This window comes from Micromonospora sp. A200 (genome assembly GCF_029893845.1).
Lineage (GTDB): Bacteria > Actinomycetota > Actinomycetes > Mycobacteriales > Micromonosporaceae > Micromonospora > Micromonospora purpureochromogenes.
This window is the reverse complement of record NZ_JARXXY010000011.1, coordinates 43,260-61,493: the sequence shown is the minus strand read 5'-3', so window position 1 is coordinate 61,493 and position 18,234 is coordinate 43,260. Positions and strand designations below refer to the sequence as shown.

General features: G+C 73.3%; 16 protein-coding genes. 7 read left to right on the top strand and 9 right to left on the bottom strand.

Features of this window, described 5'->3' with window-relative positions:
• Nucleotides 1-145: 145 nt before the first annotated feature.
• Nucleotides 146-604: a hypothetical protein gene (locus tag M2302_RS13045; protein WP_154943830.1), complete on the bottom strand. Its 459-nt coding sequence runs from the start codon at nt 602-604 to the stop codon at nt 146-148.
• A 57-nt stretch (nt 605-661) separates the two neighbouring features.
• Nucleotides 662-1,315, bottom strand: a complete 654-nt coding sequence (locus M2302_RS13040; RefSeq protein ID WP_280838171.1) for a hypothetical protein — start codon at nt 1,313-1,315, stop codon at nt 662-664.
• 58 nt (nt 1,316-1,373) lie between these two features.
• On the opposite strand from M2302_RS13040, the gene M2302_RS13035 reads away from it, so the two are divergent.
• Together M2302_RS13035 and M2302_RS13030 are read left to right on the top strand one after the other, a co-directional pair.
• Complete coding sequence (locus tag M2302_RS13035; RefSeq protein ID WP_280838170.1) at nt 1,374-2,831, top strand: PLP-dependent aminotransferase family protein; 1,458 nt, start codon at nt 1,374-1,376, stop codon at nt 2,829-2,831.
• Nucleotides 2,832-2,904: 73 nt separating this feature from the next.
• On the top strand, nt 2,905-4,242 hold the full coding sequence (locus M2302_RS13030) for a low temperature requirement protein A (RefSeq protein WP_280838169.1): 1,338 nt from the start codon (nt 2,905-2,907) through the stop codon (nt 4,240-4,242).
• Nucleotides 4,243-4,299: 57 nt separating this feature from the next.
• On the opposite strand, the gene M2302_RS13025 is transcribed toward M2302_RS13030, so the two are convergent.
• The 3 genes from M2302_RS13025 to M2302_RS13015 form a co-directional block, all read right to left on the bottom strand.
• Nucleotides 4,300-6,126, bottom strand: coding sequence for a long-chain fatty acid--CoA ligase (locus M2302_RS13025; RefSeq protein ID WP_280838168.1), 1,827 nt, complete (start codon nt 6,124-6,126; stop codon nt 4,300-4,302).
• Nucleotides 6,127-6,264: 138 nt separating this feature from the next.
• Complete coding sequence (locus tag M2302_RS13020) at nt 6,265-7,206, bottom strand: terpene synthase (protein ID WP_280838167.1); 942 nt, start codon at nt 7,204-7,206, stop codon at nt 6,265-6,267.
• Nucleotides 7,207-7,336: 130 nt separating this feature from the next.
• Nucleotides 7,337-7,966, bottom strand: a complete 630-nt coding sequence (locus M2302_RS13015; protein ID WP_280838166.1) for a TIGR03085 family metal-binding protein — start codon at nt 7,964-7,966, stop codon at nt 7,337-7,339.
• 180 nt (nt 7,967-8,146) lie between these two features.
• On the opposite strand from M2302_RS13015, the gene M2302_RS13010 reads away from it, so the two are divergent.
• Nucleotides 8,147-10,024 carry an ABC transporter ATP-binding protein gene (locus M2302_RS13010; RefSeq protein WP_280838262.1) on the top strand — a complete coding sequence of 626 codons (1,878 nt, stop codon included), beginning with the start codon at nt 8,147-8,149 and terminating at the stop codon, nt 10,022-10,024.
• Between the two features lie 114 nt (nt 10,025-10,138).
• Complete coding sequence (locus M2302_RS13005; RefSeq protein WP_280838165.1) at nt 10,139-11,938, top strand: ABC transporter ATP-binding protein; 1,800 nt, start codon at nt 10,139-10,141, stop codon at nt 11,936-11,938.
• Between the two features lie 45 nt (nt 11,939-11,983).
• On the opposite strand, the gene rpsD is transcribed toward M2302_RS13005, so the two are convergent.
• Entirely contained in the window at nt 11,984-12,595 is a 612-nt protein-coding gene (gene rpsD, locus M2302_RS13000) for a 30S ribosomal protein S4 (RefSeq protein WP_210774764.1), read from the bottom strand.
• Between the two features lie 69 nt (nt 12,596-12,664).
• On the opposite strand from rpsD, the gene M2302_RS12995 reads away from it, so the two are divergent.
• The 3 genes from M2302_RS12995 (at nt 12,665) to M2302_RS12985 (ending at nt 16,067) form a co-directional block, all read left to right on the top strand.
• Nucleotides 12,665-13,417, top strand: a complete 753-nt coding sequence (locus M2302_RS12995) for a DUF2470 domain-containing protein (RefSeq protein WP_280838164.1) — start codon at nt 12,665-12,667, stop codon at nt 13,415-13,417.
• Between the two features lie 144 nt (nt 13,418-13,561).
• Nucleotides 13,562-13,978, top strand: coding sequence for an SCP2 sterol-binding domain-containing protein (locus M2302_RS12990; RefSeq protein WP_280838163.1), 417 nt, complete (start codon nt 13,562-13,564; stop codon nt 13,976-13,978).
• Nucleotides 13,979-13,985: 7 nt separating this feature from the next.
• The gene (locus M2302_RS12985; RefSeq protein WP_280838261.1) at nt 13,986-16,067 is read left to right on the top strand and encodes a glycogen debranching N-terminal domain-containing protein; all 2,082 of its coding nucleotides are present in this window, start codon (nt 13,986-13,988) and stop codon (nt 16,065-16,067) included.
• On the opposite strand, the gene M2302_RS12980 is transcribed toward M2302_RS12985, so the two are convergent.
• From M2302_RS12980 to M2302_RS12970, 3 genes are read right to left on the bottom strand one after another with little or no spacing between them, the layout of a single operon-like run.
• Nucleotides 16,064-16,681, bottom strand: a complete 618-nt coding sequence (locus M2302_RS12980; protein WP_280838162.1) for a TetR family transcriptional regulator — start codon at nt 16,679-16,681, stop codon at nt 16,064-16,066. The genes M2302_RS12985 and M2302_RS12980 overlap by 4 nt on opposite strands.
• Nucleotides 16,678-17,433 carry an ABC transporter permease gene (locus tag M2302_RS12975; protein WP_280838160.1) on the bottom strand — a complete coding sequence of 252 codons (756 nt, stop codon included), beginning with the start codon at nt 17,431-17,433 and terminating at the stop codon, nt 16,678-16,680. The genes M2302_RS12980 and M2302_RS12975 overlap by 4 nt, the downstream gene beginning before the upstream one ends.
• Complete coding sequence (locus M2302_RS12970) at nt 17,433-18,173, bottom strand: ABC transporter ATP-binding protein (protein WP_280838159.1); 741 nt, start codon at nt 18,171-18,173, stop codon at nt 17,433-17,435. The genes M2302_RS12975 and M2302_RS12970 overlap by 1 nt, the downstream gene beginning before the upstream one ends.
• Between the last annotated feature and the right edge of the window lie 61 nt (nt 18,174-18,234).

Sequence of the window (18,234 nt, the reverse complement as noted above, 5' to 3'; positions counted from 1 at the left end):
TACGCGACCTCCGGTCGGCGATCATGGCCTTCACGTCGCCAACCGGCCAGCCCGCCTGCGCCGCTGGCCCCGCCGTCCGCGCCGTCCGCGCCGGCCTCGCTCCGCCTAACCGGCTAGCCCGCCGGCGGCCCCGCGCCGCGGCGGCTCAGCGGCCGGTCCGCCCCTCCGGCGAGCGGCGCGGGGCCGGGATCGACCGGACGATGTACTCCTGAACGGCGGCGGCGTGGTCCTCCTCGGGCAGGTGCCACTCGGCGCTACCGGGGGTGTGCCGCCGGACCAGTACCCCCTGCACGGTGTCCACGGTGGTCCCCACGCCCGCGCTCGGCCGGGTGCGCCAGAGCCGCTCGCCGTCCGGGGTGATCCGGAACCAGCCGTCGGAGACGCTGACCAGGCCGGCGCCGGCCAGCCGGCGGACCGCCGCCTCGACGTCCTCCCGCTCCGGGATCGCCTGGTTGAGGTGCTCCGCGGTGGAAAGGACGTCGGTCAGCCGGACGCCCTCCGGGCGTCGGGTGTCCGCCGCGCGGCGGTGCCGTCCGGCGCCGCTCGCGATCACCAGTGACACGAAGATCCAGGCGTCATTCCAGCGCCATCCGCTCTCCCCCATGCACGAATGATGCCCGGCGGGGTCGGCGGAGGAAACACCTACTTTCCCGCCGTGACGTCAGCGCAGCTCAGCGAGGGTGGCCACCGGGGTGTCGGGAGTGGACCGGGGCGGGACGGTGAACAGCGGGGTGAACAACTGGGCCAGCGGGCCGATGGCGAGGGCGTACGCGACGGTGCCGATGCCCGCGGTGCCGCCGAGCAGCCAGCCCAGGGCCAGCACGGTCACCTCGATGCCGGTGCGGACCAGCCGGACCGAGCTGCCCGGACGCCGGGCGACCAGCCCGGTCATCAGGCCGTCGCGTGGGCCGGGGCCGAGGTCGGCGCCGAGGTAGAGGCCGGTCGCGACGCCGTTGGCGACGATGCCGGTGATCAGCAGGCCGATCCGCGCCGGCAGCGGCAGGTCCGCCGGGAGCAGCGCCACGGTGGCGTCCACGGCCAGGCCGATCACCACCACGTTGCTGACCGTGCCGAGCCCGGGCCGCTGCCGCAGCGGGATCCAGAGCAGCAGCACCACCGCGCCGACCAGGATGCTCGCCGTGCCGACCGAGATGCCGGTCTGTCGGGACAGGCCCTGGTGGAAGACGTCCCACGGGTTCAGCCCGAGGCCGGAGCGGATCATCAGCGCCATGCTGACGCCGTAGAGGACCAGCCCGACGTAGAGCTGGGTGAGCCGCCGGACCGGCCGGTGCCGCAGATTGCCAATCGCTGCCATGCATGCCACCCTAGGTGCCAATCGTGGCGAGAGAAGAGCCAATTTGGGAGGGGTGGTCGTGACCAGCCAGGTGCGGGGGGCCCAATTGGCTCGGCTGCTGGGGCAGTGGCACGCGCTGCCGGGCCGCCGTCGCAGCCCGGACTACGCCGCGCTCGCCGCCGCGGTCCGCGGCCTGCTCGCCGACGGCCGGCTCCCCCTCGGGGTACGCCTGCCGGCCGAGCGGGAGCTGGCCGAGGCGCTGCGGATCAGCCGGACCACGGTCACCGCCGCGTACCGGCAGCTGCGCGAGACCGGGCACCTGGCCAGCCGGCGCGGGGCGGGCAGCTGGACCATGCTGCCCGGCACCCACCGGGTGGCCAGCACCGGGCTGTGGACCCCGCTGGACGACCGCGACATGATCGACCTGGGCGTCGCCGCGCTGGCCGCCCCGCCGCAGCTGGTGCCGGCCGCCCGCGCCGCCGCCGAGGACCTGCCCCGCTATCTCGGCGGCGCCGGCTACCACCCGACCGGGATCATCGAGCTGCGGGAGGCGGTCGCCCGGTCGTACACCGCCCGGGGGCTGCCCACCAGCGCCGAGCAGATCATGGTGACCAGCGGCACCCAGCACGCGCTGGACCTGGTGCTCCGGCTGGCGCTGGCGCCCGGCGGCAGCGTGCTGGTGGAGTCCCCGACCTATCCGAACGCGCTGGCCGCCCTGGCCGCCCGGCGGGCCCGGATCACCACCCACGGGCTGGCCGTCGACGGGGCCGGCTGGGACGCCGACCTGCTGCTGGGCAGCATCCGCCAGGTCCGGCCCAAGCTGGCCTACCTGATCCCCGACTTCCAGAACCCGACCGGTCACCTGATGTCGGCCGAGCTGCGCGAACGGGTGGTCGCCGCCGCCCACACCGCCGGCACCGACCTGGTCGTCGACGAGTCGTTCGTGGATCTCCCGCTGGACGGCACCGAGCTGCCCCCGCCGGCGGCCACCTTCGACCGGCACAGCCGGGTGATCAGCATCGGCGGGATGAGCAAGCCGTACTGGGGTGGGCTGCGGATCGGCTGGGTACGCGCCTCCGCGCCGCAGGTGCAGCGGCTGGCCGCGGCCCGGGTCGGCGTCGACATGGCCAGCCCGGTGCTGGACCAGTTGGTCGCGGTGCACCTGCTCGCCGAGGCGCCGACCATCGTCGCCGCCCGCCGGGCCCAGCTCGCCGCGCAGCGCGACGCCCTGCTCGACGCGCTCGCGCAGCGCCTGCCCGACTGGCGGGTCACCGCGCCGCACGGCGGTGTCACCCTCTGGGCCGAGCTGGACGGGCCGATCTCCAGCGCGCTGGCCCGGGCCGCCGAGGAGGTCGGCGTACGCCTGGCGCCCGGCCCCCGGTTCGGCCTGGACGGGACGCTGGAACGCTTCCTGCGGCTGCCCTTCACCCTGCCCGCCGCCGACCTGGTCGAGGCGGTGGGCCGGCTCGCCGGGGTCCGCTACGACCTGGACCGGGCCGGGCGTCCGCAGTGGCGGGAGGCGACGGTCATCGCCTGAGCCCGGCGCGCCCGCCCGGGTGGGTTGCGCCGATCCACCCCGGCCGGGCCGGGCCCGCTGGAACACTGCGGGGGTGGGGGCAGCGGACCGGCGGCCGGGTACGGCGGGCGGAGGCCAACGGTGGTCGCGCCGGGTCCGCCCCGGCGCGCCCGGCTCCCGGACCACCCGGCTCGAGCTGTACTACGACGTCGTCTTCGTGTTCGCCTTCCTCACCGTCACCACGGTGACGTCGAGCCGGCCGTCGGCGGCCACCCTGATCGGCTGCCTGCTGGTGCTGTCGCTGCTCTGGTGGTGCTGGACCGGGTTCGCCACGGTCGGCAACGCGGTCCGCACCGACCAGGGCGTGCTGCCGCTGATCGGCTTCGTCACCCTGGCCGCCACCTTCCTGCTCGCGTTGAGCATGCCCACGGCGTTCGTGGACCGGCCGGGCGGGTTGAACGGCCCGCTCTTCTTCGCCGGCTGCTACTTCCTGGTCCGGATGTCGCAGCTGGCGGTCCTCGGCTGGGTGGAGTGGCCCGACCCGGCCCGCCGCCGGCGTTGGCTGCTGCTGGCCAGCCCGCCGGTGATCGCTACCGCGCTACTGGTCACCGCCGCCCTGGTGCCGCACCGGGTCGCCGACGGCGCCGCCGAGGGGTGGCTCCGGCTGCTGCTGTGGTCGGCGGCCCTCCTGGTCGAGTACGGGGCGGGCGCGCTGCTGGGCAGCGCGCACTGGGCGGTGCTGTCGGCCGGGCACTGGGCGGAACGGCACGCGCTCATCGTGCTGGTCGCGCTCGGCGAGTCGGTCATCGCGCTGGGCTTCGGCCCGCGGTTCTTCACCGAGCTGCCGCTGACCTGGCCGGTGATGGTGACCGCCGTGCTCGGCATCGCGGTCATCTCGGCGCTGTGGTGGGCCTACTTCGACACCCTCGCCCTGGCGTTGGAGCAGGCGCTGCACGGAACCCGGGAACCCGCCGCGCGGGCGCGCCTCGCCCGGGACACCTACACCTACCTGCACCTGCCGCTGATCGCCGGGGTCATCTTCGTCGCCCTGGGGCTCAAGGACCTGCTGGCCGAGGGTGCGGACCCGAGCACGCCGGCCTGGGGGGAGCCGCTGGGCGGCTTCTGGGTGCTGGTGCTGCACGGCGGGGTGGCCGTCTACCTGCTCGGCCTGGCCGGGCTGGGGTGGCGGGCGTGGGGCGAGCTGCGGTGGGTGCCGTTGGCGACGGTGGTGCTGCTCGCGGCGCTCGGGCCGCTGTCCAGCGGGGTGCCGGAACTGGCCGCGGTGGGGCTGCTGGCGCTGGTCTGCGTCGCCTCCACCGGAGCGCAGACGATGGTCGACGGCCCGCGCCGGCGCCGGACCCGGCAGGTGGCGCTGGCGGAGCAGGAGGCGTCGGAGGCCGAGCAGAGCAGGTGGCGGAGCGAGCACCTGTGAGGGGACGCCCGGGTGGCCGTGCCCGGCGGAGGAACCGGCCACGGCCACCCGAGGCGGTCAGAGCTCGGCCAGCGTGCCCTCGTACATCTTCTCGATCTCGGCGGCGAAGTTGGTCTCCACGCCGCGTCGCTTGATCTTGAGAGACGGGGTGATCTCGCCGTGCTCGATGGTCAGGTCGCGCGGCAGGATGGTGACCTTCTTGATCGTCTCCCACCGGTTGAGCTTCGCGTTGAGCTGCGCGACGTACTCCTCGACCATGGCCTTCGCCTCGGGGGAGGCCACGACCTCGGCGTAGTCCCGGCCCTCCAGTGGGCCGCCGGCCGTCCAGCCCTTGATCGCGTCCGGGTCCAGGGTGACCAGCATGGTGCAGTAGTTGCGGGCCTGGCCCACCACGATCGCCTGCGAGGTGTACGGGCAGATCGCCTTGAACATGCCCTCGATGTGCGACGGGGCGATGTACTTGCCGCCGGAGGTCTTGACCAGGTCCTTCTTGCGGTCGGTGATCCGCAGGTAGCCGTCGTCGTCGAGGCTGCCGATGTCGCCGGTGCGGAAGAAGCCGTCCTCGGTGAACGCGGCCTTCGTCTCCTCGGGCAGGTTGTGGTAGCCGCGCATCACCGGCGTGCCCCTGACCAGGATCTCGCCGTCGGTGTCGATCCGGCACTCCAGGTCGCCCATCGCCCTGCCGACGGTGCCGATGCGCAGCCCCTCCGGCGGGTTGACGAAGTTGCCGGCGCTGGTCTCGGTCAGGCCGTACCCCTCGGAGATGGGCAGGTTCGCGGCGGCGAAGAAGGTGGCGATCTCCTTGCTCAGCGGCGCCGCGCCGGAGACCAGCACCCGCATCCGGCCGCCGAGGCGGGCCTGGAGCTTGCTGAAGACCAGCTTCTCGGCCAACGCGTACTTCAGCTTCAGCCCGGCCGGGACCGGCTGGCCGGCCTGCTCCAGCGCGACCTTCTCCTTGCCGACGCGGACCCCCCAGGCGAAGATCTTCGCCTTCGCGCCGCCGGCGCTCTGGGCCGTGGTGACCGCCTTGTTGTAGACCTTTTCGAAGACCCGGGGCGCGCCGCACATCAGCGTCGGCCGGACCACGGCCAGCAGCTCGACCAGCTTGTCCACCCGCCCGTCCACGTACGTCGGCAGGCCGACGTGGGTGGCGCCGCAGAGCAGCGTCTTGCCGAACGAGTGCGACAGCGGAAGCCAGAGGTACTGCAGGTCGTCGTCGCGCAGCAGCCCCATCTCGGCCTGCGCCACGCCCTCCCAGCACCAGCCGCCGTGCAGCAGCTCGACGCCCTTGGGCCGGCCCGTGGTGCCCGAGGTGTAGATCAGGGTGGCCAGGTGCTCCGGGCCGATCGGGGCGACGAGGCGCTCGACCAGGTCCGGCTCGGCCGCCAGCCGCGCCGCGCCCTGCTCCTCCAGCTCCGCGAGGGTGAGCTGGGGTACGGCCGCGGCCGGGTCGACGGCGCCGTCGAAGAGCACCACGTGGGTGAGCGCGGGAAGCTCCGCCCCGGCGATCTTGGCAGCCTGGGCCGGGTTCTCGGCGAAGAGCACCCGGGAGCCGGAGTCGGCGATGATGTAGACCGCGTCCTCGGGCTCGGTGGTGGGGTAGACGGTGGTGGTCGCGCCGCCGGCGCACATGATGCCGAAATCGGCGATCACCCAGTCCAGCCGGGTGTTGGCCAGGATCGCCACCGGATCCTCCTGGCCGACGCCCAGTGCGTGCAGGCCGGCGGCGACCGCCTTGGCCCGCTGGCCGACCTGCTCCCACGTCAGCCAGACGGGGCCGGACTCGTCCGGGCCCGGGTGGGCGAAAGCGTGCCGGTCGGGGGTGGCGGCCACGCGCTTGAGGAACATATCGGGAATGGAACGGTACGGTACATCGAGAACCATCGCTGTAGCCGCCTTCAGGGGGTGGATGGGCGTGACGGGGGTCACGCCGTTCTGCGGTTACCGAAGAGTATTGCCTGCACCGGGGCCTCGGCTAGCCCCGAAAGCTGTGAGCCGACTGTGTCCCGCGAGGTGGAACGCTCAGGCGTACCGGACGGCCCGCAGCGACCAGTCGTAGGTGGCCCGGATCCAGGACCGGCGGACCTCCAGCAAGGGTGCCATGGCCGGCTCACCGGCCAGCGCCGCCTCGCCGGCGAGGTAGCGGTCCAGCCGGTCGTTGAACAGTCCGGCCGCCGTGCGGACGGCGCTGTCGACGTCCTGCCCGGTGCGGGCCGCGATGACGGTGACCAGGTTGTGCGGGTCGGGCGCGCCGCGCAGCTCCTTGCGATGCGAGAAGAGGTCGTTGCACCAGCAGACCAGGTCGGTGGTGAGGTCGTCGAGGGCGAGCACCGCCGGGTCGGTGCGCCTTCCCGGGCCCGGCCGAACGTCGTACGCCAGGTCGGTCAGGGTGAGGCTGGGGCGTACGCCGCCGGTGTGCCGGCGCAGCTGGAGGTACTCGGTCAGCTCCGGCACCCGCCGGTGCTGCCGGTTGGCCGCCTCCCAGAGCAGGGCCAGCAGGTACTCGCGCAACTGGGCCACCAGCCGCAGCAGCAGCGCCGGGCGGCGGTGCTCGCGTACCCGCCGGCAGATGTCGGCCAGCGCGACGCCCAGCGGCCCGTCGACGGGCGCCGCCCCGCCGTCGGCGCCGTGCCGGTCGAGGACGTCCAGCAGCGTGCCGACGGTCGGTGCGAGCCGGCCCGGCTCGGCCCCGAGGTCGTCCTCGTCGCAGCTGTCGTCCACCACGAACAGCCAGGTGATCAGGTCGGTGAGCAGCCGCAGCCGGTCGACCGGCGCCCGTGGGCAGGCCCGGCCGGCGAGTTCGGCGGCGTCGGCGGCCCGCAGCCGGTGCCAGCGTGGCCTGTCCTCCACCAGCCCGAGGCTCCGGGCCCAGGTCAGGCTCTCCGCGGCGACCCGGCCGGTGGCGGGATGCCGCCGGGCGAGGAAGGGGGGCTCGTGCAGTCCCGACCCGGCGATGCCGCGCATGGTGGCCCCCCTCGTCCGCCGCCCGGAACGGGATCGGCGCGCAGAAGAGTACGACACCTCACATTGGCGGGTATCGCTGGGCGCGCGCGGTGGGAAAACTCCTCCTGACCGGTTCCGCACACCCGGGAGGTCAGAGGCCGAGCGAGGCGTGGCGGAGCCGGTCGGCGAGGCGAGCGGAGCCGTCGACCTGGACCCGGGCCACCCGCTGCCGGCCCGAGAGGAAGAGCGCCAGCTCGCCCGGCGATCCGACCAGCCGGAGCCGTTCGCCGCCCCGGCCCACCGACAGTTCGCCGTGACCGGGCGCCTGCACCAGCAGGTCGGCCGGGAACCGGCGCAACGTCGCCCGGGCCATCAGGGAGGCCGGCTTCCACAGCCGCGCCCGCAGGCCGGCCGGCAGGTCACGCGGCTGCCATCCCGCGGCAGCCCGCCGGACGTCCTCGTGGTGGATGAAGAACTCCAGGGTGTTGGCCAGCTCGTCGGTGAGCGGGTTGCTCACCGGGCTCCACAGCGGCGGGCGGCGCACCAGGCCGACCAGCTCCGCCCAGGGGCGGGCGGCGATCCGCCGACGCACCCGCTCGGCGTACCCGCGCAACGGCGGCAGCACGATGCCGCCGGCGGCGTCCGGGCGGCGTTCGCGCACCACCAGATGAGCGGCGAGGTCGCGGGTCGTCCACCCCTCGTTGACGGTCGGTGCGTCCGGTCCCAGCTCCAGCATGAGATCGGCGAGCGCCTCGCGCTCCGATCGGGCGTACCGCGGCATGAGGGTGATGGTAGGCGCGCCGGCCGGTGTCGGCGCGCCGGAGCGCGGGCCGCGGTGACCGAGGCGCGCCGGAGTGTGCCGGAGCGCACGTGACGGCGGACATACCGGGTCCGGGTCGGCGGAGGTGGCCGGGAGCGGTAAGGATGAGGGGGAACAGTGCGGCTTACGGCGGGGGACAGTGTGGCGAGCGGGACAAGTCGGGACGTGCTGGGCAGGGGGCTGTCGGTCCTCGGCAAGGCGATCCGGGAACAACCGCGGATCTTCGCGGTAGCGGTGAGCGGCAGCGTGCTCTTCGGCCTCATGGTCATCGCCAGCGCGTACGTGGTGGGCGCGGTGGTCGGCGAGGTGGTGGTGCCGGCCGTCGCCCGCGGCTCCGTCGGGACGGGCGCGCTGGGCCTGGCCGCGGCGGCGCTGTTCGGCATCAGCGTGCTGCGGGTGGTGGGCATCTTCGGCCGCCGGCTCGGCGCCGGCTACATGCAGTTCCGCCTCCAGGCCGCGTACCGGCGCCGGGTCACCCGCCGCTACCTCGACCTGCCGCTGGCGTGGCACCAGCGCAACGCCACCGGCACCCTGCTGTCCAACGCCAACTCGGACGTGGAGGCGGCCTGGTACCCGATCGCCCCGCTGCCCTTCGCGGTCGGCACGCTGGTCATGCTGGTCGGGGCGGTCGTCTCGCTCTTCCTCACCGACTGGGCGCTGGCCCTGGTCGGGCTGGCCGTCTTCCCCGCGCTCTTCGCGCTCAACGTGGTCTACTCGCGGCGGATGGCGCCCCGGCAGGCCCGCGCCCAGCGGCTGCGCGCCGAGGTCAGCGGCATCGCCCACGAGAGCTTCGACGGCGCCCTGGTGGTCAAGACGATGGGTCGCGAGGCCGAGGAGACCGCCCGGTTCTCCGCCCGGGCCGGCGAGCTGCGCGACGCGCTGATCTCCGTCGGCCGGCTGCGCGGCGTCTTCGACCCGTTGCTGGAGACCCTGCCCAGCCTCGGCACCCTCGCCGTGCTGGTGGTCGGGGCGTTCCGGCTGCAGGCGGGCGCGATCAGCGTCGCCGAGCTGGTCAGCGTCGCCTTCCTCTTCACCGTGCTGGCCTTCCCGGTGCGGGCCATCGGCTGGGTCCTCGCCGAGCTGCCGCGCAGCGTCGCCGGCTGGGACCGGGTCCGCCGGGTCCTGGACGCCACCGGCGAGATGCCGTACGGCGAGCGTCGGCTCGACCGGGCCGAGCCGACACCCGCCACGCTCGCCTTCGCCGACGTCTGCTTCTCCTACGAGCCGGCCGAGGCGCACCTGCCCGGCACGGAGGTACTCGGCGACGTCACCTTCACCGTGCCGGCCGGGAAGACGGTCGCCCTGGTCGGCCCGACCGGCGCCGGCAAGTCCACCATCGCCTCGCTGGCCGTGCGCCTGGTCGACCCGCGCGCCGGCACGGTGGCCCTGGACGGCGTCGACGTCCGCGAGCTGGCGGCGGACTCGCTGGCGGCGACCGTCGCCCTGGTCGCCCAGGTGCCGTTCGTCTTCGACGACACCGTGCGGGCCAACATCACGCTGGACCGGCCGGGCATCGGCGACGAGGACGTGTGGGCCGCGCTGCGGCTGGCCGAGGCGGACGGCTTCGTCGCCGCGCTGCCCGAGGGGCTGGACACCATGGTCGGCGAGCGGGGCACCTCGCTCTCCGGCGGGCAGCGGCAGCGGCTCACCCTGGCCCGGGCGCTCGCCGGCCGGCCCCGGCTGCTGGTGCTCGACGACGCGACCAGCGCCGTCGACCCGAGGGTGGAGGCGGCCATCCTGGCCGGGCTGCGCGCTCCGACCGGGGGGCAGGGCGCCGCCGCGTCGATCCTGGTGGTCGCGTACCGGCGGGCGACCATCGCCCTCGCCGACGAGGTGATCTACGTGGAGCAGGGGCGGGTGGTGGCCCGGGGCCCGCACACCGAGCTGCTCGCCACCGTGCCCGGCTACGCCGACCTGGTGACCGCGTACGAGCAGGCCGAGCACGAACGCGAGCAGAACCGCACGTACGACGAGGTCGCGCCGCTGACCTCGGGCCTGGAGATCGAGGTGGACCGGTGAGCGCGAGGAGTGCAGCGGGGCGGAGCCCCGCAGTCGCGAACGAAAGGTCGGCCCGGTGAGCGCGAGGAGTGCAGCGGAGCGGAGCCCCGCAGTCGCGAACGAAAGGTCGGCCCGGTGAGCGCGACGACGGTGGAGCCGGAGCGGCGCGAGGAGCCGCAGGAGCGTCCCGAGACGACCTGGCGGACGCTGCGGCGCGGCCTGGCGCTCTCCCCGGAGCTGCGGACCGGGCTGGCCGGCACCCTGGCGCTGGCCCTGGTGTACATGGTCGGCCGGGTGGCCGTGCCGGTCGCCGTGCAGCGGGGCATCGACGGCGGCATCGTCGGCGGCCTGGACCTGGCCGTGGTGTGGCGGGTGGTCGCGGTCACCGCGGCGGTGCTGGTGGTCACCACCGGCTGCGGGTACCTGATGATGCGCCGGCTGTTCACGGTCAGCGAGACCGCGCTGGCCAATGTCCGGACCCGGGCGTTCCGGCACGTGCACGACCTGTCGATGCTGCACCAGCAGTCCGAGCGGCGTGGGTCGCTGGTCTCCCGGGTGACCAGCGATGTCGACCAGATCACCCAGTTCCTCCAGTGGGGCGGCGTGATCCTGCTCGTCAACCTGGGTCAGCTCCTGGTCACCACGGCCGTGATGCTGGCGTACTCCTGGAAGTTGACCCTGGTGGTGCTCGTCGCCTTCGCGCCGGCGGTGCTGGTGATCCGGCAGCTGCAGCGTCGGCTCGGCGCCGCCTACGGCGTGGTCCGGCAGCGGACGGGCACCCTGCTCGGCACGATCGCCGAGAGCGTGGTCGGCGCGCCGGTGATCCGGGCGTACGGCATCGCGGGGCGCACCGCCCGGCGGCTCGACACCGCGATCGAGGGGCAGCAGCACGCCCAGCAGCGGGCGATCCGGATCAGCATCCTGGGCAGCTCGGTGGGGGAGTTGGCGGCCGGCCTGGCGCTGGCCGGCGTGGTGGTCCTCGGGGTGCTGCTCGGCGTGGACGGCTCGCTCTCCATCGGCCAGCTCACCGCGTTCCTGTTCCTGGTCACGCTCTTCATCCAGCCGGTGCAGATCGCCACCGAGGTGCTCAACGAGGCGCAGAACGCCATCGCCGGCTGGCGTCGGGTGCTGGACGTGCTCGACGTCGCGCCGGACGTGGCCGACCCGGGCGAGCAGGGGCGGGAGCTGCCGCCGGGCCCGCTGGACATCCGCTTCGCCGGGGTGACGTTCGCGTACCCGGGCGGCCCGCCGGTGCTGCACGACGTCACCCTCGACATCCCGGCGAAGAGCCGGGTGGCGGTGGTCGGCGAGACCGGCAGCGGCAAGACCACCTTCGCCAAGCTGCTCACCCGGCTGATGGACCCGACCGACGGGCAGGTGCTGCTCTCCGGGGTGCCGCTGGACCGGGTGCGGTTCGACTCGCTGCGCGCCCGGGTGGTGATGGTGCCGCAGGACGGTTTCCTCTTCGACGCCACGGTGGGCGACAACGTCCGCTTCGCCCGCCCCGAGCTGACCGACGCGCAACTCACCGCGGCCTTCACCGAGCTGGGGCTGGCCGACTGGCTGGACGGCCTGCCGTCGGGGCTGGCCACCGCGGTCGGCGAGCGGGGCGAGTCGCTGAGCGTGGGGGAGCGGCAGCTGGTGGCGCTCGCCCGGGCGTACGTGGCCGACCCGGACCTGCTGGTGCTCGACGAGGCCACCAGCGCCGTCGATCCGGCCACCGAGGTACGCCTGCAGCGCACCCTGGACGCGGTGACCCGCGGCCGGACCACCCTGGCCATCGCGCACCGGCTCTCCACCGCGCAGGCGGCCGACGAGGTGATCGTGGTGGACCGGGGCCGGATCGTGCAGCGCGGCCCGCACGACGAGCTGGTCCGCGACCCGGAGTCGGTCTACGCCCTGCTCTACGCCTCCTGGCTGGAGCAGACCCGCTGACCCGTTGAGCCGGATCCGGCGCGTCGCGCGCCGGATCCGGTCGGCTCATCGGGAGTAGTGCTCGACCACCAACTGCTCGTCGCAGATCACCGGCACCTCGTGCCGGGCCGGCTCGCGCAGCAGGGTGGCCCGTAGGCCGGTCAGGTCGACCGACAGGTACGGCCGGCCGGGCCCCTCGTCCGCGTTCGCCCCGGTGGCGGCGAGCTGGAAGGGCGGCAGCTGCCGGCTGCGCTCGCGGACGGCGACCACCTGACCGGGCCGCAGCCGGTACGACGGCCGGTCGACCTTGCGCCCGTCGACGGTGAGGTGCCCGTGGGCGACCAGTTGCCGGGCCTGGTAGATGCTGCGGGCCAGGCCGGCGCGGTGCACCACCGCGTCCAGCCGCCGTTCCAGCAGCGCGACCAGCGTCTCGCCGGTCTTGCCGGCGTCCCGCGCCGCCTCCTCGAAGGCGCGGCGCAGCTGTACCTCGCTGACGTTGTACTGGTGCCGCAGCCGCTGCTTCTCCAGCAGCCGGACCTGGTAGTCGGAGGTGCGCCGGCGGGCCCGGCCGTGCACGCCCGGCGGGTAGGGGCGGCGTTCGAGGTACTGGACGCACTTGCGGGTAAGAGGGATGCCGAGGGCCCGGGAGAGGCGGGCCTTGGGGCGGGGGTGGTTCACGTGGACGTCTCCGCTCGGGTGTTCTAGGGTGCTACTTAGGTAAGCCTAACCTACGCAGGAGGTGCCCCGATGGGACCGAGCCCCGCCGAGATCGTCCGCACCCTGGTCGCCGGTCGGCTCCCCGGTCTGGTGCACCTCGCGCACCGCCCGGGCCCGTACCACGTCCGGCACGCCACCGACCCGGAGGGACAGGTGCTGATGCTCGTGCCGGTGGTCAGCGACCTCGCCGCCGAGCTGGACCCCGGGGCCGACGACGACGTCGCCGTGGTGCTCGACGTGCTGGACCTGCCCCCGGCGCCCGGCGCGCCGTCGCTCGGCCGCGCCTGGATCTCCGGCTGGGCGGCGCCGCTGCGGGGTGCGGACGCCCGGCGCGGCGCGGCCGACTTCGCGGCCGTCGATCCGACCGGTGACCTGCTCGACGTCGGCACCCGGTTCCGGCTGCACCGGTTCGAGGTGGTCGAGGCCCGCCTGGAGGGCGCCGACTCCGTGCGCCGCGTCGACCCCGGGGAGTACGCCGCCGCCGAGCCGGACCCGCTGCACGCGATCGAGGCCGAGCTGCTGGCCGACCTCACCGACCACCACGCCGACCAGGTGGCGGGCTACCTGCGCCGGCAGCTCGGCCTGGCCGACGGCGGCACGGACACCGCACCCCGGGTGGTCCGGATCGACCGGTACGGCCTGGTGGTCTCGTACGGCCGGCCCGGCGCCCGTCGCCGGGCCCGGCTCGCCTTTCCGCATCCGGTGGCCGACCACGCGGAACTGGCCCGGCTGCTGCACCCCATGCTCTGCCCGCACGCCGGCGCCGGCGAGCGGAGCCGGTAGGCATTTCTGCCGCCGCAGGAACCAGCGTCCGGTCTCCGACGTCTCCCCAGGGCTGACGGGATCTGATTTGCACCATGGTCCCTCGAAACCACCTCGACGAGGCTGGCGCCTGCCTACACTTTGCCGAGGTGCGTGGGAGGGTGTATGGGCGGGGCGATTGAGGAGTTCTTGCTCGCGCTGGAATCACGCGGTCGCTCATTGTTGCCGCCACGCATCAGGGGGACCATGCGCATCGACCTGGTCGATGGCGGTCACACCGATCACTGGTATGTGAACATGAGCCTGGCGGATGCTGTGGTGGTGACGCGGGAGGCGAAGGCCGCTGACGCGGTGTTGACGACTACCCACGAGCTTTTCGAGCAGCTGATTTGCGGCGAAACGCCGACGACAGCTGCGCTGCTCCGTAATGAGGCGTCTTTTGCCGGTGACGCCCGCCTGATCCTGACTTTCCGGCGGTTTTTCCCCTCACCGTCGGGCACCCGTGATCCGCGGGAGGTGGCGCGGCAGCAGGCCCCGCACGGGCAGGCGTGGCGGGAGCGCCTGCAGGCACGGATCCGGTGATGCCGGGATGAGAAGGTCAATCAGCATTCTGGACGGCAACACGTTCCTGGCCTGCGACGAGCAGGGCGATGTCGATCCATCGCCGAGTGTGCCGACAGGCTTGTTCTCCTATGACACACGCTTCTTGTCGACGTGGCGGCTGAGGGTGAACGGTGAGCGTCTGCACGCGTTGTCGGTTGACGACGTCCGGTATTTCGAGACCCGCTTCTTTCTCGTGCCCGGGGAGCCCACCCACTACATCGACGCGAAAATCTCGGTGATTCGCAACCGGACGATCGGTGGCAGTTTCACTGAAGACCTCGCTGTCCTCAACCACGGCGCTCACGAGGTCGAACTGTCCGTGCGGGTGGACATGGGCAGCGACTTCGCCGACATCTTCGAGATCAAGAACCCGCAGCGCAAGAAGGCGCCGGTGTCGGCGATCGTGGAGGAGGGGCAGCTGCGACTGCGCTATCTGCGCGACCGGTTCCACCGGGAGACCGTGATCTCGTCGTCGGCCGCGGCGGTCATCGACTCCGACGGGATGACCTTCCAGGTCCGTATCCCGCCGCAGGCGGAGTGGCAGACGCAGCTGCACGTGCGGACCCTTGTGCTCGGTGCGCAGGAACGGGACTTCCGGGAAAGCTTGAAGCTGCGGTACGTCCGCTCCCGGGACGAGCTGGACGAGGAGCTGCGACGGTGGGTGGCAGCAGCTCCGCGGCTCTCCTGCGACAGCCCGCCCATAGCGTCCACCTACCGCCGGAGTCTGGTGGACCTGGCGGCGCTGCGGTACACGTCGATCAGCGTGGCCGCGGAGCTGATCGCCGCCGGCCTGCCGTGGTTCATGACCGTGTTCGGCCGGGACAGCATCTTCACCTGCCTGCAGGCCCTGCCGTTCACCCCGCAGCTCGTGCCGGCCACCCTCGGCACCCTCGCTTACGGTCAGGGCACCCGGATCAACGACTTCTCCGACGAGGAACCGGGCAAGATCCTGCACGAGCTGCGCTACGGCGAATCGGCCGGCTTCGAGGAGCAGCCGCACTCTCCGTACTACGGGTCTGCGGACAGCACCCCGTTGTTCGTGATCCTGCTAGATGAGTACGAACGCTGGACCGGGGATGCGACCCTGGTGCGCGCGTACGAATTCGAGGCTCGCGCAGCATTGCGGTGGATCGACACCTACGGCGACCTTCTTGACACCGGATACATCTGGTATCAGACCCGCAACCCCAAGACCGGGCTACCCAACCAGTGCTGGAAAGACTCCTGGGACTCCGTGTCCTACCGCGATGGCCGGCTGCCCGACTTTCCGCGGGCGACCTGCGAACTGCAGGGCTACGCCTACGACGCGAAGGTGCGCGGTGCCCGCCTGGCCCGCCTGTACTGGAACGACCCCGCCTACGCCGACCGCCTCGAACGCGAAGCCGCCGACCTCAAGACCCGGTTCAACCAGGAGTTCTGGGTAGCCGACGGGGAGTACTACGCCTTCGCCCTCGACACCGACGGCGGCCAGGTCGACGCGCTGTCGTCCAACATTGGACACCTGTTGTGGAGCGGCATCGTCGACGAGTCCCGCGCCGGCCGGATCGCCGAACTTCTGCTCAGCCCCAGGCTGTTCTCCGGCTGGGGCGTGCGCACCCTGGCCACCGACTGCGCCCGGTACAACCCGCTCGGCTACCACGTCGGCACGGTGTGGCCGTTCGACAACTCCATCATCGCCTGGGGCCTGTGGCGCTACGGCTTCCGCCGCGAGGCCGCCACCATCTGTCAGGCCATCTTCGACGCCGCCGAGTACTTCCAGGGCCGGCTGCCTGAGGCGTTCGCCGGCTACCCGCGAGCCCGCACCACCTACCCCGTCGAATACCCCACCGCCTGCAGCCCACAGGCCTGGTCGGCCGGGGCCCCGCTGCTGCTGCTGCGCGTCATGCTCGGCCTCGAACCGCAGGGCGAACACCTCGTCATCGACCCCGAGTTGCCCACCGGCGTCGGACGTGTCGAGCTGCTGAACATCCCCGGTCGCTGGGGCAGAATGGACGCCTTCGGCCGCAGCCGCACACCGGAAGACGAGCCGGAGCCGGCCGTACTGCCGGACCGCCCGCGCGCACTCTAGACGTCACGGCCCCGTCCGGCCGGCAGGTCGCCGGTGAGGTAGCGCTGCACCGTCGGGCCGATCGCGGCGACGAGCGTCTCCGGTGCCGCCGACGCGACGGGCTCCAGCCGGATGACGTACCGCATCATGGCCAGGCCGATCATCTGGGTGGCCACCAGCGAGCCGCGCAGCGGCAGCTCCGCCGGCGGGACGTCGAGGTGGTCGAGCACCCGGCGCAGCACCTGGGTGACCAGGAACTCGCGCAGCAGCCGGGCCGTCCAGTCGTTGTTGACCGCCGAGCGGAGCAGGGCCAGCGCCGCCTTGCCGGCCGGCGAGTCCCACACCCCGAGGAACGTCCGGACCAGCCGCTCACCGACGCCGTCCGCCCCGCCGGCCAGCACGACGGGGAGCAGCTCCGCCGGGTCCAGCGGGATCTCGACGGTGGCCCGGAAGAGTTCCTCCTTGCTGCCGAAGTAGTGGTGCACCAGGGCCGGATCGACCCCCGCGGCGGCGGCGATGACCCGGATCGAGGCCGCGTCGAAGCCGCGCTCGGCGAAGGTCGTCCGGGCCGCCGCGAGGATGGCCTGCCGGGTGTCCGGGTTGCCGGGGCGCCGGCCGGTGCGGCGCGGCGTCATCCGCTGCGCCGCCGCAGGGTCGCCGCCGCGAGCACCAGGGCCGCCACCGCCGCGCCGGCGACGATCGCCACGTCCCGCCACATGGTGCCGGTCGGCTCGGCGTGCGCGCCGACCTCCTGCAGGGCCTCGACCGCGTACGACAGGGGGAGCGCGTCGCTGACCGCCTGGAGCCAGCCGGCCATCTGGCCGCGCGGCACGAAGAGCCCGCAGAGCAGCAGCTGCGGGGCGACCACGACCGGCATGAACTGGACCGCCTGGAACTCGGTGCGGGCGAAGGCGCTGCAGAACAGCCCGAGCGCCACGGCCAGCACGGCGTTCAGCGCCGCGACCAGGATGACCAGCCCGGCGCTGCCGGCGGTCTCCATCCCGAGCAGCCAGTACGCCACGCCCGCGGCGATGGTCGCCTGCACCGCCCCGGCCAGCCCGAACGCGATGCCGTAGCCGAAGAGCAGGTCGAGCTTGTGCAGCGGCGTGGTGAGCAGCCGTTCCAGCGTGCCGGTGGTGCGCTCGCGCAGCATCGCGATGCTGGTCACCAGGAACATCACGATGAACGGGAAGAAGCCCAGCATGATCAGGGCGATCCGGTCGAAGGTCGACGGCTGCCCGGGGGCGGTGGGCTGGTCGGCGTACATGTAGTAGACCAGGGTCAGCAGCACCGTCGGCACCACCACCAGCAGCGCCACCGTGCGCTTGTCGTGCCGCAGCTGGCGCAGGATGCGCCCGACGGTGACGGCCAGGATCCTCGCACTCATCACGCCTCCCTACCCGCGGGCTGCTGGCCCGCCTCGCTCGACCGGATCAACCGCAGGAACGCCTCCTCCAGGTCGTCGACCCCGGTGCGCTCCCGGACCGCGTCGGGAGTGTCGTCGGCGACCAGCCGACCCTCCCGGATCAGCAGCAGCCGGTCGCAGCGGGCCGCCTCGTCCATCACGTGGCTGGAGACCAGCAGCGTGGTGCCGGCCGCCGCCATCTCGTGGAACCGGGCCCACAGGTCGGCCCGCAGCACCGGGTCCTGGCCGACCGTCGGCTCGTCGAGGATGACCAGCTCGGGGTCGCCGACCAGGGCGCAGGCCAGCGAGGCCCGGCTGCGCTGCCCGCCGGAGAGGGTGCCGACCAGCTGGGTGGCCGCGTCGGCCAGCCCGACGTCGGCGACCGCCCGGTCGGCGTCGGTCGCGTGCCGGCCCTGCAGCGCCGCGAAGTAGCGGGCGTTCTCCCGGACCGTCAGGTCGGCGTAGACGCTGGGCGCCTGGGTCAGGTAGCCGACCCGGTGGCGCAGGTCGGCCGAGCCGGCCGGCCGGCCCAGCACGGTGACCGTGCCCGAGTCGATCACCTGGACCCCGACCACCGCCCGCATCAGGGTGGTCTTGCCGCTGCCGCTAGGCCCGAGCAGCCCGGTCACCGAGCCCCGGGGGACGGTGCAGTCGATGCCGTGCAGCACCCTCCGCCGGCCCCGGTCGACGACCAGGTCGCGGACCGTGATCGCGTCCTCCACCGCCCACCTCCAAAACTCATCAGCTGTTGAACTCAACGCTAGATGAGATACCCGGACCGAC